The organism is Paraburkholderia sp. 35.1, from assembly GCF_050436525.1.
Lineage (GTDB): Bacteria > Pseudomonadota > Gammaproteobacteria > Burkholderiales > Burkholderiaceae > Paraburkholderia > Paraburkholderia tuberum.
On sequence record NZ_JBNDMJ010000002.1, the window covers coordinates 2,629,630 to 2,648,398 of the forward strand.

Annotated in this window: 17 protein-coding genes and 4 pseudogenes; 8 read left to right on the forward strand and 13 right to left on the reverse strand. The window is 63.6% G+C overall.

Translation table 11 applies throughout. The features are described 5' to 3' along the window. Window positions 1-2: 2 nt before the first annotated feature. Together prpR and OKW27_RS17915 are read left to right on the forward strand one after the other, a co-directional pair. A complete protein-coding gene (prpR, locus tag OKW27_RS17910; RefSeq protein WP_429334271.1) occupies window positions 3-1,961 on the forward strand; it encodes a propionate catabolism operon regulatory protein PrpR in 1,959 nt (652 codons plus the stop codon). A 54-nt stretch (window positions 1,962-2,015) separates the two neighbouring features. After that, on the forward strand, window positions 2,016-2,348 hold the full coding sequence (locus tag OKW27_RS17915) for a hypothetical protein (RefSeq protein WP_429334272.1): 333 nt from the start codon (window positions 2,016-2,018) through the stop codon (window positions 2,346-2,348). Between the two features lie 58 nt (window positions 2,349-2,406). On the opposite strand, the gene OKW27_RS17920 is transcribed toward OKW27_RS17915, so the two are convergent. From OKW27_RS17920 to OKW27_RS17940, 5 genes are all read right to left on the reverse strand, one after another. Beyond that, entirely contained in the window at window positions 2,407-2,682 is a 276-nt protein-coding gene (locus OKW27_RS17920) for a hypothetical protein (protein WP_090809227.1), read from the reverse strand. A gap of 128 nt (window positions 2,683-2,810) precedes the next feature. Continuing rightward, window positions 2,811-4,154: an IS4 family transposase gene (locus OKW27_RS17925; RefSeq protein ID WP_425199403.1), complete on the reverse strand. Its 1,344-nt coding sequence runs from the start codon at window positions 4,152-4,154 to the stop codon at window positions 2,811-2,813. Between the two features lie 59 nt (window positions 4,155-4,213). Beyond that, window positions 4,214-4,471, reverse strand: a complete 258-nt coding sequence (locus OKW27_RS17930) for a hypothetical protein (RefSeq protein ID WP_429334273.1) — start codon at window positions 4,469-4,471, stop codon at window positions 4,214-4,216. Between the two features lie 69 nt (window positions 4,472-4,540). Next, complete coding sequence (locus OKW27_RS17935) at window positions 4,541-4,891, reverse strand: hypothetical protein (protein WP_429334274.1); 351 nt, start codon at window positions 4,889-4,891, stop codon at window positions 4,541-4,543. Between the two features lie 12 nt (window positions 4,892-4,903). Continuing rightward, complete coding sequence (locus OKW27_RS17940) at window positions 4,904-5,734, reverse strand: hypothetical protein (RefSeq protein ID WP_429334275.1); 831 nt, start codon at window positions 5,732-5,734, stop codon at window positions 4,904-4,906. Between the two features lie 177 nt (window positions 5,735-5,911). On the opposite strand from OKW27_RS17940, the gene OKW27_RS17945 reads away from it, so the two are divergent. The 3 genes from OKW27_RS17945 to OKW27_RS17955 all read left to right on the forward strand — a co-directional run bounded on the left by OKW27_RS17945 (window position 5,912) and on the right by OKW27_RS17955 (window position 9,571). Beyond that, window positions 5,912-6,994 carry a tartrate dehydrogenase gene (locus OKW27_RS17945; protein ID WP_429334276.1) on the forward strand — a complete coding sequence of 361 codons (1,083 nt, stop codon included), beginning with the start codon at window positions 5,912-5,914 and terminating at the stop codon, window positions 6,992-6,994. A 500-nt stretch (window positions 6,995-7,494) separates the two neighbouring features. After that, window positions 7,495-8,853 (forward strand): MFS transporter, encoded by a 1,359-nt coding sequence (locus OKW27_RS17950; RefSeq protein WP_090809219.1) that lies wholly within the window; start codon window positions 7,495-7,497, stop codon window positions 8,851-8,853. 385 nt (window positions 8,854-9,238) lie between these two features. Continuing rightward, window positions 9,239-9,571, forward strand: a complete 333-nt coding sequence (locus tag OKW27_RS17955; protein ID WP_429334277.1) for a hypothetical protein — start codon at window positions 9,239-9,241, stop codon at window positions 9,569-9,571. A 12-nt stretch (window positions 9,572-9,583) separates the two neighbouring features. Here OKW27_RS17955 and OKW27_RS17960 read toward each other — a convergent pair. The 6 genes and pseudogenes from OKW27_RS17960 to OKW27_RS17985 form a co-directional block, all read right to left on the reverse strand. Beyond that, a pseudogene (locus OKW27_RS17960) lies at window positions 9,584-9,757 on the reverse strand (glycosyl hydrolase 53 family protein); the annotation flags it as partial. A 34-nt stretch (window positions 9,758-9,791) separates the two neighbouring features. After that, a complete protein-coding gene (locus OKW27_RS17965) occupies window positions 9,792-11,756 on the reverse strand; it encodes a beta-galactosidase (RefSeq protein ID WP_429334278.1) in 1,965 nt (654 codons plus the stop codon). A 60-nt stretch (window positions 11,757-11,816) separates the two neighbouring features. Continuing rightward, window positions 11,817-12,668, reverse strand: coding sequence for a carbohydrate ABC transporter permease (locus OKW27_RS17970; RefSeq protein ID WP_018424689.1), 852 nt, complete (start codon window positions 12,666-12,668; stop codon window positions 11,817-11,819). 27 nt (window positions 12,669-12,695) lie between these two features. After that, entirely contained in the window at window positions 12,696-13,601 is a 906-nt protein-coding gene (locus tag OKW27_RS17975) for a carbohydrate ABC transporter permease (RefSeq protein WP_429334279.1), read from the reverse strand. Window positions 13,602-13,691: 90 nt separating this feature from the next. Continuing rightward, the gene (locus OKW27_RS17980) at window positions 13,692-14,891 is read right to left on the reverse strand and encodes an ABC transporter substrate-binding protein (protein ID WP_429334628.1); all 1,200 of its coding nucleotides are present in this window, start codon (window positions 14,889-14,891) and stop codon (window positions 13,692-13,694) included. Between the two features lie 270 nt (window positions 14,892-15,161). After that, window positions 15,162-15,389 (reverse strand): annotated as a pseudogene (locus tag OKW27_RS17985) (ATP-binding cassette domain-containing protein); the annotation flags it as partial. A gap of 204 nt (window positions 15,390-15,593) precedes the next feature. On the opposite strand from OKW27_RS17985, the gene OKW27_RS17990 reads away from it, so the two are divergent. Next, the gene (locus OKW27_RS17990) at window positions 15,594-16,610 is read left to right on the forward strand and encodes a LacI family DNA-binding transcriptional regulator (RefSeq protein WP_429334280.1); all 1,017 of its coding nucleotides are present in this window, start codon (window positions 15,594-15,596) and stop codon (window positions 16,608-16,610) included. Between the two features lie 4 nt (window positions 16,611-16,614). Here OKW27_RS17990 and OKW27_RS17995 read toward each other — a convergent pair whose 3' ends face one another. After that, entirely contained in the window at window positions 16,615-17,616 is a 1,002-nt protein-coding gene (locus OKW27_RS17995; protein ID WP_429334281.1) for a 4-hydroxythreonine-4-phosphate dehydrogenase PdxA, read from the reverse strand. Between the two features lie 23 nt (window positions 17,617-17,639). After that, window positions 17,640-17,999, reverse strand: a pseudogene (locus tag OKW27_RS18000) (enolase C-terminal domain-like protein); the annotation flags it as partial. Between the two features lie 176 nt (window positions 18,000-18,175). Between OKW27_RS18000 and OKW27_RS18005 the strand changes: the two are divergent. Both OKW27_RS18005 and OKW27_RS18010 read left to right on the forward strand, forming a co-directional pair. Further along, complete coding sequence (locus OKW27_RS18005) at window positions 18,176-18,502, forward strand: hypothetical protein (RefSeq protein WP_143037256.1); 327 nt, start codon at window positions 18,176-18,178, stop codon at window positions 18,500-18,502. Window positions 18,503-18,582: 80 nt separating this feature from the next. Continuing rightward, window positions 18,583-18,762, forward strand: a pseudogene (locus OKW27_RS18010) (LysR family transcriptional regulator); the annotation flags it as partial. Between the last annotated feature and the right edge of the window lie 7 nt (window positions 18,763-18,769).

Here is an 18,769-nt window from a genome sequence, read left to right on the forward strand (position 1 = left end):
CCTTGAGCACGTCTCTTTATGAACCGCCGCAGCGTCCGCGCGTCTGGGCGCTTAGCATTAGCCGCCTGCGCGATCTGTTCTTCGACATCGCCGGCGAATACGTGGAACGCGCGGATGTTCGCATCGTGTCGCACGCCTTCGAAGACGCGGTGCGCGAAATCGAGGCCGCGGGCGCCGCGCGGCCCGACGTCGTGCTCGCGGGCGGCTCGAACGGCGCGTATCTGAAGACGCGCGTGTCGGTGCCGGTCGTGCGGATCAGTCCGACCGGCTACGACGTCATGCATGCGCTCGCCCGCGCGCGTCGGGAAGGCGCGCGCGTCGCGCTCGTCACGCACGGCGACACGCCCGACGAAGTGCGGCGGTTCGCCGCCGCGTACGCGCTCGATGTCACGTTCGCGTCGTACCAGTCGGCGCAGGACGCGGAGAGCGTCGTGCTCGATCTCAGCGATCGTGGCATCGACGTCGTGGTCGGCCCAGGCATGGTCACCGACCTCGCCGCGAACGCCGGCATGGGCGCGGTGTTTCTGTACTCGCGCGCGTCGGTGCGGGCCGGCTTCGACACCGCGCTCGAAGTCGCGCAGGCGACGCGCCGCGAAACCGTGCGACGCCAGCGGCTCGACACGCTGCTGCAGCACCTGCGCGACGGCGTGGTCGCGCTCGATGCGCAAGGCCGCGTCGAACTGATGAACCAGCGGCTCGCGGGCGTGCTCGGTATCGATGCGGCAAAGGCCGTCGGCCGCGCGCTGCTCGAACTCGCGCCCGACCTCGCGGGCAGTCTGCCGGACGCGGAGGGCGACAGCTTCTGCACGGTGCGCGGCGCCAGCTATGTCGTGCATCGCGGGCCGCTCGCAAGCAGCGGCGCGGCGCCGGGCACCGTGCTGACGTTTCAGGAATCGCGCGCGGTCGAACGGCTCGATCGGACGCTGCGCGCGCGTCAACGCGTGCAGCAGTTCACCGCGCGCTACCGGCTCGACGATATCGTCGGCGCGTCGGAATCGATCGAACGGGTGCGCGCGCTCGTCGTGCGTTATGCGAGGTCGGACGCGACCGTGCTGATTCTCGGCGAAAGCGGCACCGGCAAGGAAATGGTCGCGCAGAGCATGCATCAACTGAGCGCGCGACGCGACTTCGCGTTCGTCGCGATCAATTGCGGCGCGTTTCCGGAGGCGCTGCTCGAAAGCGAACTGTTCGGCTACGAGGAAGGCGCGTTCACCGGCGCCCGCAAGGGCGGCAAGGCGGGGCTGATCGAGGTCGCGCATCGCGGCACGCTGTTTCTCGACGAGATCGGCGAGATGCCGTTGCCGTTGCAAAGCCGCCTGTTGCGCGTGTTGCAGGAGCGCGAGGTGGTGCGGCTCGGATCGACGGAGCCGATGCGCGTCGATATCCGCATCGTCGCGGCGACGCATCGCGCGCTGACCGACGCCGTCACAGAGGGCAGTTTCCGTACCGATCTGTACTACCGGCTCAACATCCTCAGCATCGCGCTACCGCCGCTGCGCGAGCGGCCGAACGACCTGCTGCCGCTCGCCGCCGAACTGTTGCGCCAGGCGGCCGCGCGCGAGCCGAGGCTGGCGGCGCGCGTGCCCGACGCGCAGACCGCCGCTCGCATGCTGGAGGGTTTGGGCGCGGCGTTGCGGCGCTATGCGTGGCCGGGCAATGTGCGCGAGTTGCAGAACGTGATCGAGCGGATCGCGGTTGAACTCGCCGATGGCGATGCGGACACGGATGCGAGTGCGGCGCTCGTCACGCGCGACATGCTGCGCGCGATCGCGCCGGAAGTCGTCGAGCCCGTCGCGCGCGCGAAGCCGGCGGCGCTGACGCTGCGCGAGCGCAGCCGTCATGTCGAGGCTGATGAAATCCGCGCGGTGCTCGCGGTTCACGACGGTGATCGCGATGCGGCTTGCGCCGCGTTGGGCATCAGCAAGACGACGCTGTGGCGCAAGTTGAATGCGGGGCGGTAGAGATGGTTACGGTTTCCCGGCGCGCGCAGGCTGTTGTCATAGAGCGACCTTAGCATGTCCACGTCGGCCGGTTGTTGCGCGCGCTCCGCGCTGGTCGGCTTCGTCTCGGGCGTGCCGGTCATTCACGACCTGGACACGCCCGGTTGCCGCAGCGAGACCAACGCAGCCGGAGCAGTCGTGGCGGCGGTACTCGCAAGGATGGGCGGGCGGCGGGCAGACGTGATCGTCTATCGCGACAGCACTGGGCAGTTCGAGGGGCTGCTGGTGGATGACGACGACAGCTTTGCCGGCTTTCTCCCACTCGGCGGCGCACGTTCGCTAGCGGAAGCGCTCGCGCGACTTCCTGAAGCGCTCGCGGCCCTGCGCGCGCCGGACGCGCAACAGTAGGTTTGATAACTCCCGAATGCCCGTTGCACGCACAGCGCATAAGTGCGCGGGCGGCGGGCTACGTCTGTGAAGGCTTGTCGATCGGCTCTTGCGTAACTGACATGTACTGCTTGATGTCAGGCTGACCGAGCGCAATCACGTTGAGTATTGCGACGCCGAGCCTCCGCGCAAATTCGTCGTCGAGTTTGAAATCGTACTCATCGAGAAGGATCGGCATTTCGATTTTCCCGGCCAGCAACGGAGCAAGCCTGGTGGGGTCAACGGTTTGCACCGTGAGCCGTTGACGGTCCTCTGTATAGGTTAGAACCACGGAATACGGCGGATGAGTAGCCATCAATATCCTCTGCACTGTTGATAGTTCTGGAACGCCTGCGTTTTGCATAGCGTGATGCCGCGTGTACCGCCCATTGGGCCAGCCAGTGCGTTGCACAGGTCTATGTCCATAGCGTTATACATAAGTCCTTAGCCGAGCCCGTCGCGGAGCGCGCGTAGCGTGTCAGCGGCAGCGAGTACCTGATCGAGCCCTCGCCAGATGGTCTTGGCACCCGGTTCACCGTCGCTCTTTCGGCCGAGGAAACCACCGATTTGCGCAATCAGCCGTACGACCTCATTCACAGTGGGCGGCGGCGTCGGCATCTTCTTTTTGGCCAGCAGGTGGGCGCCACGAATTTCGTCCGGATCGAAGAACAAGGCGGCATCCAGATCCGGACAGGTCCGGCCTTTGCGCATCAGATACGTCACACGCCATGCCACTACCAGGAACAAGGCCAGCGCACGCTCGATCCGGTCGACAGCGGCCAATTGCAGGGTCTCGACTTCGCAGCCGTTCTTGAGCACATGGAAATAGATTTCGATTTCCCATCGGGCCCGGTACCAATTGATCAGTTCGACCGCGTCTTCCTGGGTTGCGACGGCTCGGTTGGTCAGCAAACGCCACTCAATCGGCTTGATGCCAGCGGGCGCCCCCACTTCGCGTGCGATTACGCAGTGAACCTTGAGCTTGCCGCGTTCGCCGTCCACTATCTCGACTTCGCGAGCCCACAGTTGCTGGCGTACGGTGCGGCTCTTCTGAGTCTCGCGGGCGCCGGTCATGAAGGTGATTTCACCCAAGGGCTCAGCGCTGGTTGTACTCGCCCACAGCCTGGCGCCGTCACCGCCGGGCAGGCAGCGGTCATGTTGGGCGCGCACCAGCCAGTCCGCTGGCGTGCCCAGTTCGTGCGCCCGGCGCATCATTTCCACCATGTCCGCCTCGCGGTCGGCCACGTACACCAGTCGCGTGTGCGGCATGTCCGGCGCCATTTCCGCCACGCGCTCGTAGCCTTCGATCCAGCGCGTGCTTTCTTTCGGCCCAGGACGTACACCATCGGCGTCAAGCTCCTCGCGCGCCCACATCCATGCATCGAGCACGCCCAGCGGTTCGCGTTCGGTCGTCACCGCATAGGTCGGGTGCAAGTACAGCCCGCGCCTTGCTTCGTAGTTCAACGGCCCCAGACCGTCGATGTCCTGGCCGTTAAAATCAAGCTCGGTGGTGTCCTGGATGCACAGCACGACCGACTGGCTGCGCATGCGTTCCTGCGTGCTCGCCCAATGCGGCTCCAGGATGGCTTCCCAGGCCACATCCGTATTGCGCAAAAATCGGTACGCCGCGCACGTCTCGCTCCAGCTATCGCACGCCTGGGGGATACTGGCCGTCGGATTGGCCGCAAGTCGTTCCATCAATTTCTTTGCCCTCCTGTCCAGGCGGGCGTCGCCAAGGTCCAGCCCCGCAAATTCCTGCTCGATCCACTGCTGTGCCGCCTTCGTCACCGCGTCCGCCCAAATTACGAGAGTAGACGCGATCCGGCCAAAGTTTACAAGCACGGCTTTCAAGTCATTGAATGTAAACGGCTTGCTGGCGCGGGCGGCTGCCGCAGCGAGATGTGTATAACGCTATGGTCTATGTCCCGTTCGTACTGCGCGAAGCATTCGGTCTCGTGAAAATCGCTCACTCCGCGCGCCGCAATGTCCTGCACATCGTCACTCACGGCATCTGGCTGATAGTTGAACGCCTGAGCATTGCCGAGGTTCTGCGGCGCGCGCGGGCTGTTGCCATAGAGCGAACTTAACACTGGGTACAGTGTCATTTAGCATCACGGCCACTGCTTCCCGAAAGGCGCCGATTCCCGTAGTCGGAGATTCACGAGTCGAATCGCCTACTCAGCGTCGATCTCGAGCGTCTCAAATTCCACAGCTAGCTCCGCGCCGGCCGTTGCGAGGACTAGCGCTACTTGAGACCCCGGCGTCTTCGAAAACCGCTCGCTTTTAGAGAGCATGGCGCGGGCGAGATCGTAATTCGTGTCCCCCGGCGTGAGGATCTTCATCTCAAAGACGATGTTATTGGACACGCTGAAATGTTCAACGGTGCAGCGACTGGTTCCGCTAAAAGTTGCCGTTGCTCGCTTCCCTTCATCCTCCAACATGACAATAAGTTTATGCTTATCCCGAACCACGAGAGCGTTGATATACCAGTCGTGGAAGTAACCAAATTCCTTGAGTTTGTCCATCAAACAAATCCTTTACCAAGGTAGCAGCGAAAATGCATTTCCCTTATCTCTAACGCCATTTTCCCAATTATGGGAGTGTGGAACGCCAAACCCGTGATCGTGACCGAAATCAATATCGACGGCCGCGTTACCGTCTCCGTCATGTAAGCGCCATTGTTTCTTGCCCGATGTGTTTTCGACCCATTGGTTAGGTGACCCTCCTTCTGAGGGAAGCCATGCCGTTTGCATTTCACCGCCCGTGGGAATGTCCTCGCTGTACTCGAACGGCTGAGCTTCGCCTAACGAACCAACACGGGGAGAATACGACGGCGTACCGGCATTCTGCGGCACCCGGGGGCTGTTGCCATAGAGCGAACTTAGCATGTCCGCGTCGGCCGGTTGTTGCGCGCGCGCGGACGCTGTCCGGGACGCCTTTTCCCGCTGCTCCCGTATCGCCTGCACGCACTTGCGCATCTCGTCCCGCTCAGGGACGAAGATCAGGCTACCGTCCTTCACTTCGTTGTAGAGGGCTTTGGCAACCTCATCGTCTTTCATCCTGTACATATGAAAGCGGTTGTCACTCCGGCCGAGCATATCGCGTAACTCGTATGGCTGGTGCGACAGCAGCACGGATGGGCTATGTTGCAGCCACGCCGCGCGCGCTTCCTCCATGCCCTGCACAATGTCATCGTGCGCTTCGCGGGCTGTGCTCGCCGGCAATGCAAAATGGAACCACCGATCCACGTCAAACAACCAGCGAGACCTGATGTGAAGGTTGAACGATCTGTAAAGGCTGACCGAGAAGAAATGTCCGTGCCGCCTTTCACGGACCTCATGATAAGAACCCAGGGAAAGTGAAGTCATCGTGCCTCACAGTCAATAAAGGAGGCCCGATTGTGCATCAAGGTACCATCCCAAAAAACCCCTGGTTAAGCCTTGCAGGAGAGGCACGCCGCGCCTGGCACGGCATGATCGAATGCACCACGAATAAAATAACCACCACCACATCCCCAACCCAATTCTTCAAAGGAGAAGCCCAGCATGTCGAACAAATACCGGATTGCCGTCATCCCCGGCGACGGCATCGGCGTCGAGGTGATGCCCGAAGCGCTGCGCGTACTCGAAGTCGCGACGCAACGCTTCGGCATCCAGCTCGAATATCGGCACATCGAATGGGCAAGCTGCGACTACTACGCGAAGCACGGCAAGATGATGCCGGACGACTGGAAAGCGCAACTGCAATCGGCCGATGCGATCCTGTTCGGCGCGGTCGGCTGGCCCGACGCCGTGCCCGATCACATCTCGCTGTGGGGGTCGCTGCTGAAGTTTCGCCGCGAGTTCGACCAGTATGTGAATCTGCGGCCCGCACGGCTCTTTGCGGGCGTTCCCTCGCCGCTCACGGGACGCAAGGCCGGCGACATCGACTTCTGGATCGTGCGCGAGAACACCGAGGGCGAGTATTCGTCGGTGGGCGGCGTGATGTTCGAAGGCACCGAGCGCGAGTTCGTGCTGCAGGAGTCGGTGTTTACGCGGCATGGCAGCGAGCGCGTGCTGAAGTTCGCGTTCGATCTCGCGCAGCGCCGCGCGCGCAAGAAAATCACCGTCGCAACGAAGAGCAACGGCATCGCGATCAGCATGCCGTGGTGGGACAAATGCGCGGCCGGCATCGCCGCGCAGTATCCGGACGTCACGTGGGACAAGCAGCACATCGACATCCTGTGCGCGCGTTTCGTCCTGAACCCGGACCGTTTCGACGTGGTCGTCGCGACCAATCTGTTCGGCGACATCCTGTCCGATCTCGGCCCCGCGTGCACGGGCACGATCGGCCTCGCGCCGTCGGGCAACGTGAATCCGGACCGCAAATTTCCGTCGCTGTTCGAGCCGGTGCACGGCTCGGCACCCGATATCGCCGGCAAGCACATCGCGAATCCGATCGCGATGATCTGGTCGGCCGCGATGATGCTCGACTTCCTCGGTCATTCGAGCGGCAAGGAGCGCGAAGCGCACGACGCGATCCTGAAGGCGATCGAGGCGACGCTGATCGAGGGTCCGCACACCGGCGACCTCGGCGGCAAGGCAAGCACGAGCGAAGTCGGCGAGGCGATCGCGGCAAAACTCGCCTGATATGAACGGCGCGCCAGGCCCATCAAAGCGCGCTGCGAATGCCTGGCCGCCGATCGTTCGACATGAAGGGATGACGGCGCAACGCCGGATGCGCCGTTATCGACAGTTGCGCCGCTCGTAGAGCGACCATTCGCCCTCGTGCGTCACCAGGGCGACATCGCATTCGCTATCGCCTCGTCCTTTCTGCGGCCCGATTGCAGCGCGCCGCCTCCCACGCATCGGCGGGCGCGTCGGCCACTGCGAAGCTCGGGTATTCCCCCGTTGACCGCATCGAATTCATTCCTTACAGTGGCGCGCGTTCGCATAGAGAATCACAGTTCTTTATTCGAACAAATTCCCTCGCCCGGCGCGATTCCGTCAAACCGATCCGTCCGGGATGATTCATTGCCGATGAACGGCCAGTTGGCCCGCCGCAGGCATCGTACGCCGTTGCCAGACGGCGTACAGTCTTAGAGAAGAATAGCTCGTCGTGTCGGGCCTTTCGCTGCCAGGAGACCATCATGAACCGCAGCCCCGCTGTGAACGTTCAAACCTTCATCAACGAGCATCCGTTTTCGCCGTTCCAGTGGCTGATCTTTTTCATGTGCTTCGTCATCGTCCTGCTGGACGGTTTTGACACTGCTGCGATCGGCTTCATCGCGCCTTCACTGATCACCGAATGGGGTATCAGCAAGCCCGCGCTCGCGCCGGTGCTGAGCGCCGCGCTGTTCGGCCTCGCGTGCGGCGCGCTCGGCTCGGGTCCGTTGTCCGACCGCCTCGGGCGTCGCTCGATGCTGGTCGGCTCGGTGCTGCTGTTCGGCGTCGCCTGCCTCGCGTCGGCGTTTTCGACCGGCATCGACCAACTGACCGTGCTGCGCTTCGTCACCGGCGTCGGCCTCGGCGCCGCGATGCCGAACGCGGTCACGATGATGGGCGAGTACTGCCCGGACAACCGCCGCGCCACCGTGATCAACCTGATGTTCTGCGGCTTCCCGCTCGGCGCCGCGTTCGGCGGTTTCCTCGCCGCGTGGATGATTCCGCATCTGGGCTGGCGCAGCGTGCTGATCCTCGGCGGCGTCACGCCGCTGCTGCTGTTGCTGCTGTTGCTCGCGAAGATGCCGGAGTCGGTCCGCTACATGGTCGCGAATAACAAGCCGGCCGAGCGGATTCGCGCCGCTCTCGCGCGCATTTCCGGCGACGCGGTGCAGGCCGTCGGTTTCACGATGACCGAAACCGCGCCGCAAACCGGCGGCAAGGGGCTCGGCGTCGTGCTGTCGCGCTCGTACATCGTCGGTTCGGTGATGCTGTGGGTCGCGTACTTCATGGGCCTCGTGATCTTCTACGCATCGATCAACTGGATGCCGATCCTGCTGAAGGACGCCGGCCTCACCCCGCAACGCGCGACGCTGATCTCCGCTCTGTTCCCGCTCGGCGGCGTCGGCGCGGTACTGGCCGGCGTGCTGATGGACCGCTTCAACGCGAACCGCGTCATTGCGGTGTGCTATGCACTGACCGCCGTCAGCGTGTACTTCATCGGTCAGGCGGCCGGCAACGTCGGCGCGCTCGTGCTGATCGTGTTCATCGCCGGCGTGCTGATGAACACCGCGCAATCGTCGATGCCGGCGCTCGCCGCCGCGTTCTACCCGACCGTGGGCCGCGGCACGGGCGTCGCGTGGATGCTTGGCGTCGGCCGCTTCGGCGGCATTGCGGGTTCGTTCCTCGTAGCCGAGCTGGCGCGCCGCCACTTCTCGTTCGGCGGCATCTTCGCGACGATCGCGGTGGCGGGTCTGCTCTCTTGCGTCGCGCTGCTGATCAAGCAGGCGGCACGGCCGCAGGCGGCGGAAGCGGGTGCGTCGAAGACGGAGTCGTTCGGCCATTGAGCGTGCAATGAAATGTGCGCGCCAGCGGACCGGTGACGGTTCGATCGAGTGGCGACCCAGAAGCCGCCCTGCGAATCGCAGGGCGGCTTTTTGTTTCGCTGAACGCCTGGAATCTCTCGCTTACCTGAACGCGAGCAGTTGCTCGACACACAGCAGCACGGCAATCAGAACCATCGCCGCGCCTGAAACCTGGCTAAAGGATCGGCCGCTGCCGCTGTGACGCATCGACGTCACATCCGTTCGCCTGCGGCATTGTGATCCACGGCGGCGAAAAGCGCCCCGGCCTACTTCCCGATACACTACGCAACAATTTTTCCGCGCGCGGCCAGGCGCGGCGATCACCGCCGCTGCCGCGCCGCCGCCGTCTCATGTCAGGACTCCGGTAATGAAACGCGTAGTCGTATCCGCGCTCGTCGCGCTGTGCATCGCGCAGCCGGCCGCTCAGGCCGTCGCGCAGACCGTCAGCGATCAATGTTTCGCGCTCGGCGATATCGCCGGCCAGGTCGCGTCGTGGCACGCACACAAAAAGACCAAAGCTCAGGCGCTCGAGCAGGCCGCCCGCTACTACAAAGATCCGTCCGACCGCGCGGCCGTCGACGCGATCATCGAAAAGATCTACAGCCCCGACGCGCCACACATGACGCCCGATCAGGCGAGCATGGCGATCACGTCGGAGTGCGTGAACCAGCACAAGGGGCAGGCATCGCCGGCACAGTGATGCCGGCGTGTCACCCGCGATGCCGCCGCTGTCGATATGCAGCATCACCTTGATACGCCCGTCGACGGATTTGACCGCGTCGTGCCCGGCCTTCAGCAGCGCCGCGAGGTTATCGAGCTGATCGTACTTGCCGAGCGGCCACAGCACGCCACCGGTGATCTCATTGCCGATCTGCACCCACTCGGTTGACTTCCTGCCGTGACGTGACAACCACACCACGTCACGCGTCTTTCCACGCGCAGACGTCGCCGGTATTCAGGCGCGGCTCGCCGAGCACGAACGTCGCATTGCGCGGTGCTGGCGCCTGCACCGGTTGCGCGCCGAAATTGAATGCGAAGGTCAAGCCGCCGCGGCGGCGCAGCCGCAGTCCATCGGCGAGTACCTGCGTATCGAGGCCCGCGTCGCGCGCCGCCTGCCGCAACAGCGTGCGATGCAGTTCATGCGACAGCCAGCCGGCCACATAGCGCACGTTGCCGTGCGTCAGCAGCGCGGGCCAGGCATCGTCGAAGCGCGCGGCAATGCGTGTCTTGCCATTGGCGCGCACATGCTCGCGCCAGTGCAGCGCGTGACCCTCGGTGCCGTCGATCGACAGCGCGGGCGCGAGCGTCGAGCGCAGCGTTTCGACTTCGAGCACCTGGATCGGCAGCGCGCGCTGCAACGCGCCGGGCGGCAGATTGCCGGGAATCGCGAACGCGTCGGTTTTCGAGCCGCTGCGTGGGCCGAACACCCATTGCGCGTTCGAACGCGCGATCTGCTCGACGAGCGCGGCGTCGATCACCGCGAGACTCGGCACCACGACTAGCTGGTAGCGCGAAAGATCTGCCCGGCTCGACACGATATCGACATCGAGCCCGAGTTCGCGCAGCGACTCGTAGTAGTCGAACGCGAGCGTCTGGTAGTCGAAGCCCTTGCCGTGACGCTGGATTTCGAACATCCACTGCGTCTCGTAATCGAATACCAGCGCGGTGGCCGCGCGCGCGGGCGCGGCGAGCGTCGACAGCGCCGTACTGCCCGCGATCTCACGCGCGGCCCGTTGCACCTCGAGACCGCCCGGCGACAGTTCGTCGTTCGGCAGATTGAGCCCGGAATGCATCTGCTCCTGCGCATACGGGCACTGACGCCAACGGAAATACGACACCAGCTCCGCGCCATGCGCGAACGCCTCGTACGCCCATAGCCGCACCATGCCCGGCGCCGGAATCGGATTGCACGACGCCCAGTTCACCGGACCGGCCTGCTGCTCCATCACCCAGAAGCGCCCGCCGCCAATGCCCCGGTAGCGGTCGTGATCGAACGCGGACACGTCGGGATGTCCGGTACGCGCGAAGCGCGCCTTCTGCTCCTCCGGCAACGCGATCGACTCAGTGCGCGCAACCGGATAGCTGTCCCATGCGGCGACGTCGATCGCGTTGTCGGCGGCGAAGCGATAGTGATCGAAGGTCGTGAAAAAGCCCATGAAGTTGTGCAGCAGATCCGCGTTCGGCGCATGCTCGCGCAGTACGTCGATCTGCTCGCGATGGAAGCTCGCCACCTCGTCGGACATGAAGCGGCGGAAGTCGAGCAGATGGATCGGATTGGCGTCGGTGGGTGTCAGCGTCGGCAGCCCGATCGCGTCGAACGACGGGTACTCCATGCTCCAGAACACGTTGCCCCACGCGTCGTTCAACGCGCCGATCGTTGCGTAGCGCCGCTGCAGCCACGCATGAAAGCGCTGCAACGCCGCGGCTGAATAGCTCGGCACCGTGTCGTGGCAGCCGAGTTCGTTATCGGTCTGCCATGCGACGATCGACGGATGCCGGCCATAGCGCTTCGCCATCGCGGTGACGATGCGCACGCATTCGCGCCGGTACGTGTCGCTCGAAATATCGTAGTGACGCCGCGAGCCGAAACTCCAGCGCGCGCCGTCCGCGCGCACCGGCAACACGTCCGGATGCGCGTCGACGAGCCACTTCGGCGGCGACGCGCTCGGCGTGCCGAGCACGAGTTTCAAGCCCGCTTTCGCGAGCGTTTCGACCGCTTCGTCGAGCCATTGCCAGTCAAATTCGCCGGCGCGCGGCTCCATACGGCTCCACGCGAATTCAGCGATCCGCACATGCGTGATGCCGAGTTCGACCATACGTTGCGCGTCGTCGGCCCACATCGCGCGCGGCCATTGTTCCGGGTAGTAGCAGACACCAAGTTGCATGTGAAAGTCTCGTGGTGAGTTGACGTCGAGCCGTCGTTTCAATCGTGTTTCAGGCGCCGTTTATCCCTTGCTCGCCCCGAAGGTCAGTCCGGCGACGAAGTGCCTTTGCATGCCGAAGAACATCAGCACCGAAGGCAACGCGGCCAGCACCGAGCCCGCCGCGACGAGGTTCCACGCGGTCGTCCACTGCCCTTTCAGCGCGGCGACGCCCACCGTGATCGGCGCGGCGTCGTCGCCTTGCGTGAGGCACAGCGCCCAGAAGTAGTCGTTCCACACGAACGTGAACACGAGGATCGCGAGCGCGGCGAGCGCGGGGCGGATCAGCGGCAGCACGATGCGCAGATAGATCGTCCACTCGCCCGCGCCTTCGACGCGCGCGGCCTCGATCATCTCGAACGGCAGTTGCTTGATGAAGTTGCGCAGAAACAAGGTGCAGAAGCCGGTCTGAAACGACACATGAAAGATCACCAGCGCCCACACGGTGTTGAACAGGCCGAACTTCAGCGCCATGTCGCGCACTGGAATCATCAGGATCTGGATCGGCACGAAATTGCCGGCGACGAACGCGAACAGCACGGCCGTGTTGCCCGGAAAGCGATACGTCGCCAACGCGAAGCCCGCCATCGACGCGAGCACGATCGCGCCGATCACCGACGGCACCGTGATCAGCACGCTATTGGCGAAGTAATGCAGCATCGGCGTTTGCGTGAGCGCGGTGCCATAGTTCTCGAGCAACGCGAAGTGTTTCGGCCACGTCCAGTAGTCGCCTTGCGACAATTCATCCGTCGAGCGGATCGAGGTCAGCAGCACGGCGAGCATCGGCAGCAGCCAGATAAACAGCGCCAGCGGCAGCGAGGCCTTGTAAAGCGTGCGATTCAGCGGTTTCCAGCGTTCGACGGGAAGCGGATACATGAGCGGGTACTCCTGAGGTTCAGAGAATCAGCGTTCCTTGCGCAACATGCGGCGCAGATGGAACACGATATAGACGAGCATGATCGCGAACAGCACGACCGCAATCGCGGCGGAATAGCCTTCGCGGTAGTACTTGATCGCCTGGTCGTACATGAAATAGGCGAGCACGGTGGAACTGTCGAACGGACCGCCGCCACTCATCACCGCGATCAGATCGAAGCTGCGCAGTGCGCCGATCACGGTCAGCACCACCGCCATGAAGGTGGCGGGCCGCAATTGCGGGAGGATCACGTGCCACAGCAGTCGCAGCCCTTGCGCGCCTTCCATGCGCGCGGCCTCGACCACCTCGGGATTGATGCCGGTGAGCCCGGTCAGATACAGGATCATGCAGAACGGCGCCTGCGGCCACAGCGCGGCGAAGATGATGCCGAACGTGACCGTATGCGGATCGCCGAGCACCGGAATGCCACGGCCGACGATCAGCCGCAGCAGCCCGAACGTCGGATCGTAGAACCAACTGAATACGAGGCCGACCACGACGCCCGACAGCACGAACGGCGCGAAAAACAGCGACTTCACGACGCGCATGCCGCGCACCTGCTGGTTCAGATACAGCGCGAACAGCAGACCGAGAGGTGGCGCGAGTAGAAACAGCGCGAGCCAGATCAGGTTGTTCTTCAGCGCCGTATAGAACGTATCGGACTGAAACAGCTCGACGTAATTGGCGAGACCGGCGAAGGTCTTCGGCGTCATGCCGTCCCAGTGGTAGAAGCTCAGCGAAATGCTGCTGATGATCGGATAGATCACGCACAGCGCGAACAACGCGCAGCCCGGCAGCAGAAAGAAAAACGCGGCGCGATGCTGATGACGGCGCGTCGTCGAGACGCGACGGTGCCGCGCCGCGGGCAGGCGGCGCGCTGCTGTATGTGACATGGAACGGCCTCGTCGGAAATCGAAGGCGGAATTGGGACCCGCAAGGGGACCCGCAAGCCGGCCGCGCTCAGGCGGCCGGCGCGGCGGGACTTACTTCTGGTAGATGCGCTTGCGCGTCGCTTCGAGATGAGCGAGCACGCTGTCGAGTTGCGACGGATCGCTGTAGAACTGCTGCATGGCCTTCATGCCTTCGTCGGCCATTTCCTTCTGCATATCGCGATCGTAGAACTGCGCGATGCCGCCCTTCGTGTTCGCGAGCGTCTGGAAGCCGACCTTCGAGATCGCGTCCTCAGGCGCCGCCGCCTGGCTGTTCGACGGCAACTGTCCCCAGCCCTTCGCGAGTTCGGCGTTGATCTTCGGCGTCTCCATGAACGCGAGTAGCTTGCGCGCGTCGGCCTTGTTCTTCGCCTTCGCCGGAATCAGCAGCACGTTGACGGGGCCGTCCTCGGCCATCGGCACGTTCGCGTCGAGCACCGGAAAGCGGAAGAAGCCGATCTGGTCCTTGATCGACGGCGCGAAGCTCGCCGAGAAGAACGTGCCCATCAGCATCATCGCGGCTTTGCCGTCGTTGAGGATCGGGCCGATCGAATCGACGTCGTACGACAGCGCATTGTCGATAAAGTCGTGATTGTCGAGCAGCGTCTTCCACGTCGTGTAGACCTTCTTCACGCGCGGATCGGTGTACGGAATTTCGCCGGCCATCAGCTTCTGATGGAACTCGTTGCCGTTGATGCGCAGATCGAGATAGTCGAACCAGGCGGCCAGCGTCCAGCTGTCGCGTGCGGCCACCGCGATCGGCGCGACGCCGATCGCCTTCAGCTTCCTGTTGGCTTCGAGCAGTTCGTCCCACGTTTTCGGCTCGCTCCTGATGCCGGCCTTCTCGAACAGATCCTTGCGATAGAAGAAGCCGTACGCGTCATAGCCGAGCGGTGCCGCATACTGCTTGCCCTTGTAAGTCGACGCGTCCTTGACCGACGCATACTGCTGCGACCAGCCGTTCTTCGCCCAGTCCGAGCTCAGATCTTCGAGCAGACCACGTTGCGCGTAATAAGCCATCCGCTCGCCGTCGTGCCACGAGACGACGTCGGGTGGATCGGTGGCGAGCCAACCGCCCATCTGCACCTTGTAGGCTTCCTCGGTCACGTAGGTGATTTTCAGGTCGATGTCGGGATTGGCTTTCTTGAACTGGTCGAACGCATCCTGCCAGGTCGAGCGCTGATTACCGCGCGCCGATACGTTGACGTTCAGCGTGGCCGCGTCGACCGCGGCGCTGCCGAGCGCGCCGGCCATCACGGCGGCGGCGATCGACACCTGTGCGAAACGGCGAAGGCGAAGAGCAATCATCTATGTCTCCTTGTCTACCTTGTTGACCGGCGACGCAGCGTGGCCGGCGATGTAACCCGCTCTATGGCGGAATTCAGTCTGACGAACCGTTCAAGCAGGTCCGCCGTCGACGATCGTTCAGGCGGCCGCGCGTTCCGGCTCGAACGTGCTACGCCGCAGCGCGAGTCCCTGTTCGTCGAACAGATGACAGGCAGCGGGCGGAACATGGACGCGGATGCGCTCGGCGGCCGGCCCGTCGTTGACGAGGCGGCCACCGATATGCAGCTCGCCTTCGCTGAGGTCTTCGAGACCGGCGATCATCCGTAATAAGGTCGACTTGCCGCAGCCCGAGGGGCCGAGAAACACGCAGAATTCATGCTGCGCGATCTCGAGATTCACGCGCCGGATCACCGGCGGATGGTCGCCGTAGGCCTTTTGCACATCCCTCAAACGAATCGTCGCCATGCTGTCTCCGCCTTGATTTAACCGCTTAAATTTTGGCCGAAATAAAACGCCCTAGCCTTGTGCCGACTGCATTTAATCGCTTAAATTCGAGTTCGACGGATAAAGTCATGGTGGGTGTCTCCGTTACATTTTCGAGAAAGTTAGCAATGTCGCAGGCCGTTTGCAACATTTGAATTGACCTCCCTAAATATGGGATAACCCGACATGGTCACGTTGTCCGAAGTCGCGAAACGCGCGCAGGTTACCGCCGCCACGGTCTCCAACGTGCTGCGCAATCGCGAGAAAGTCCGCCCTGAAACGGCTGAGCGCGTGCTGCAGGCGATCGCCGAACTCGGCTACCGGCCGAACCTGAATGCGCGCGCGCTCGCCGAAGGCCGTTCGTCGACGCTCGCGCTCATGCTGTCGAACATCTCGAACCCGTTTTACCCGGAGTTCGTGCTCGCCGCCGAGCGCGCGGCGCGCAAGACCGGCCACTTCCTGATGGTCTGCAATACCGACGACGATGCCGAAATCGGCCGCGCATATCTGAACCAGATCGCCGGCACGCTCGCCGACGGCGTGCTCGTGATGAACACGGACATCACGATCAACGACCTGTGCGCGTCTGCGACGCATAGCGCGCCGATTCTGCTCGCCATGTGGGAGCACCCCGAGTCGCCGCCCGAGCTACCGTGCATCGCAGTCGACTTCGCGCGTGCCGGCGAGCTGGCCGCGGGGCATCTGCTAGGACTCGGCCATCGCGAGATCGGCTTGCTGATCGGCGACGGCTGCGGCGGTTTGCAGGACGCGCGCTCGAACGGCTTTCGCGCCGCGATGCGCATGGCCGGCATCGAAGCCGATGCGGCCGCCGTGCTGCAGATTCGCGACTCGATCGACGCCGGCTTCGCCGCCTGCATGGAACTGATGGCGAACCGCCCGCAACTGAGCGCGATCTTCGCGACCAACGACCTGCTCGCGATCGGCGCGATCCAGGCGTTGATCACGCTCGGCCGCTCGGTGCCCGACGACGTGTCGGTGATCGGCATCACCGACATTCAGCTCGCGCATCAGGTGCATCCCCCGCTGACCACGGTCGCGATTCAAACCGCGGCCGTCGCGGAGTTGTCGATCAAGAGCCTGATCCGTTTGATCCAGACGCCGGAGCGGCAGCCGTCGATGGTGCTCGGGCCACCGCCCGAGCTCGTGGTGCGCGCCTCGACCGGGCCGCGCAGGAAACGCTGACGCGTTAGTTCACGCGCTCGGTCGCCATCCGCGTGACGATGTCGAACGCCTTCTGCGTCGCGCCGACGTCGGCCTTGCCCTGGCCGTGGATGCCGAACGCGGTGCCGTGCGCGGGCGTCGCGATCGGAATCGGCAAGCCGCCGTGCACGGTTACGCCGCGCCAGAAACCCATCAGCTTCATCGCGATCTGGCCTTGATCGTGGTACATCGTGACGACGCCGTCGAAGGCCTTCTGGTCGCGCGCGCGCACGAAGATCGTGTCGGCGGGAAACGGTCCCTGCGCGTCGTAGCCGAGCTCGCGCGCGGCCTCGACGGCCGGCGCGATCACGTCGACCTCCTCGCGGCCGAACGCGCCGTTGTCGCCGTTGTGCGGATTGAAACCGCATACCGCGATACGCGGCTGCGGATGGCCGGCTCGCTTCAGGCCTTCGTGAATCAGCCGCACCGCGCCGACGATGCGCTCCTCCGACAGCTTCGCGCTGACGTCCTTCAACGCCATATGCGAGGTCACGCGCGAAGTCCATAGCTCGTCGAGCACGTTGAACTCGCAGAAGCTGCCCGTGTAGCCGAGCTGCTTCGCGAACCACTCCATCTCGTCGCCGGTTTCCATGCCGGCCAGATGCAGCGAGGTCTTGTTGACCGGCGCGAACAGCATGCCTTGGGTGACGTTGCTTTGCGTCAGCGCGAGCGCGTGCCTGAACGCGGCGAGACTATAGCGGCCGCCGTGTTCGGTCGCCACCGCACGCTCGAAAGCTTGATCGCCGGGCAGACGGAAATCGATCAGCGACGGCACGCCGTCGCGTTGAAACGCGGCATGCGCATCTTCGACCACGTCGTAATCGAAGCGCTGCTGCGCGATCTTCATGCCGGTTTCGAGCTCGCGCCGGTCGCCGATGATCAGCAGCTCCGCGCGCGCGCGGTTCGCCCGCTGCGCGAACAGACGCGCGATCAGCTCGGGACCGATACCGGCGGGGTCGCCAAGAAGGACTGCGATGCGTGGCTTCATATGCTCTCCTCGGATCGGTCCACTCATTCGACGATGTTGAAGTCGGCAAGATACTTGTCGCTCAACTTGATGCCAAGACCCGGCACGTCGTCCGACAGTTGCAGATAGCCATTTTCCGGCTGCGGCTCGCCTTCGAAGATGTAGTAGAACAATTCGTTGCCAACTTCGACATCGAACACCGGGAAGAACTCCGACATCGGGCTCGCGGTGCTCGACATCGTCAGATGATAGTTGTGCATCTGTCCCGCATGCGGAATCACCGGCACCGACCACGCTTCGGCCATCGCGTTGATCTTGCGCGCCGCCGTGATCCCGCCCACGCGATTCGTGTCGTACTGGATCACGTCGATCGCGCGGCGTTCGAGCAGATCCTTGAAGCCATGGTCGGACTGATCGGCGCATTGCTGCTGCTGACGTTCCGCGGTGTCGGTCAGGTATAGATTTGGGGCTCCATGCGACCGACCCGCAGTATGGCCAAAACTGATCAGCATCATTCGCTCACGCCATCTCGATCAATATGACGTCCGGTAGAACAGACAAAACGTTGAGGACACGATTGGTGACCTTCGCTCCGCTTCTCGCCAGCGTGCACGCAATGGCATCGGGGCAGACGACCGCCACAGCGGATCAGGCAGCGGACCGGGCAGCGAAAGTTACGCAGAGCCACCATCTATCCTCCAACCGCACCCAATGCCTGAGGTTCGACGTATCCGATGAGAAGCGCTATTTCATCGTCGGGGTTCATGAGAAACACACCCCCGAATGCGGTGGCGATCCGGCTACCGCACCGGTGCTGTTCTTCCTGAAGATACGCAAGCGAGATGGCTACGTCGTCACCAATCATCGTGACGGGGATCATTTCGCGCCGCTCCCGCCGAAACAATGATCCCGGACCCGCTACCACCACGGCGGGTTCCTCCTCTGTTGCCTCGCACCCCGCGCTGGTTGTGCTCGCTCTTGCCCAGCATGAACCTCGGGGTTCTACAGTGCTTCGTCATTCTCGCGGAGGTACTCAACTTCAGCCGCGCCGCGAAGCCGATGCATACCGCGCAGCCCGCGCTGAGCCAGCAGATCCGCTCGCTCGACGAACTGCTCGGCACGCGGCGGCGTCGACCGCACGCGGCGGATCGACTCAATCACAACTTAACGCACA